Raw genomic sequence first — 1,278 nt, 5'->3', positions numbered from 1 at the left:
GCTGCAAAAATGCAGCTTTATATAGATTAAATTATTTATTTCACTGTTTTTGGTGATAAGAAACACAAATATTTGCAGCTTGACCGGCGAGTTCACTTCGATCGCTGGCAATAAAAATACCAGAAATATATTTCCCCTCGAGTGCAAACTTTCTGTAGTTTGTTGAATAGCGCTGACCAACAGTTAAGATACGTCCGTCGCTTAGGGTAAATTTGGCTTCGTCAATAGCACCATTACCCCAGGTTTCTATTGTCTCAATGACACCCCCATTGAGGTCAATTGAACTAGATTCACCGGTAACAGTTCCTTGTTGATACTTATTACCATTTTCAAAGGTAACTTCTAATCCACCTACCCGTAAAGCGCCTCCGATACGTTGAATAAAACCTTTAACTGACTTGATTTGGTTTATACGGCCATTTATTAATTTTGGCTTAAATGGCTCCGGCATATTAATTTCGTCTTTTAATGCAAGAATTCGTGCATGACTGGTTGGCCAGCCAAAGAAGGTCGAATAACTCAGTGTTTTTAAATACAGTCCCTTTGTATTGCTTCCATTTTTCTGGATATTTTGAATGATCTCGGTGTACTCCAAGCCATGTACCCGACAGTAGCCATGTACATACATAACATTGTTAGCTACAGTATTAGGTGCAGAGTCGTTGTATTGGATCTCTAATTCTGTATCGTAAATCCCTTGGATATAGCCTTCGACATGTTTAAGCAATAGATCAATATTTCGTTGAAGTTGCCCAACTTCATTACTGTTCAGTCCAATATCGTCTTTACGCTCAATGCCCATAGTCCAGTACATTATTTGCATTAACGCGGTTGCTGAATACATCGGCAAAATATGATAGTTAGTTTTGTGATCAAAAGTAGTAAACTTGCGTTGTACGCTGTCCAAATGTACCGATACGCTCATAAATAGACTTTTGGCTTCAGGTGTACCAGGATGATCCTGCAAAGCTGCAACTACGGAGGCAATCTTCCCCTTAAGTTCGGCAATATCACCCAATAGAATGCCTTTAATAGCCTTAAGCACATTCTCTTCAATAAGTTGCTGTACCCGACCCAAAATTTCCTGCCAGATATCCCTCTCTTGGTCTTTCCAAAAGAAATCAATAATAGAGGATAAGTAATCACCGACATAAGGAATGAATGATATGCCTTTAAGCACTGCTTGCTTAAGAATTGCTGAGGAGTCCCAGTCAAATTCAAAGGCTGAAGTAGCATATACATTGTAAGGAACAAGTGCCGCTGTATTGCTATATTCTG

General features: G+C 39.2%; 1 protein-coding gene. It reads right to left on the bottom strand.

The window, feature by feature from the left end; translation table 11 throughout:
* Positions 1–40: 40 nt before the first annotated feature.
* On the bottom strand, positions 41–1,278 hold a 1,238-nt coding region (locus V2A85_RS23755; protein ID WP_420072564.1), incomplete at its 5' end, for an insecticidal delta-endotoxin Cry8Ea1 family protein.

Source organism: Yersinia sp. 1252 StPb PI, assembly GCF_048593885.1.
Classification (GTDB): Bacteria; Pseudomonadota; Gammaproteobacteria; order Enterobacterales; family Enterobacteriaceae; genus Yersinia; species Yersinia enterocolitica_E.
Note: the sequence above shows the minus strand (reverse complement) of the source record. Positions and strands in the feature narration are given on the sequence as shown.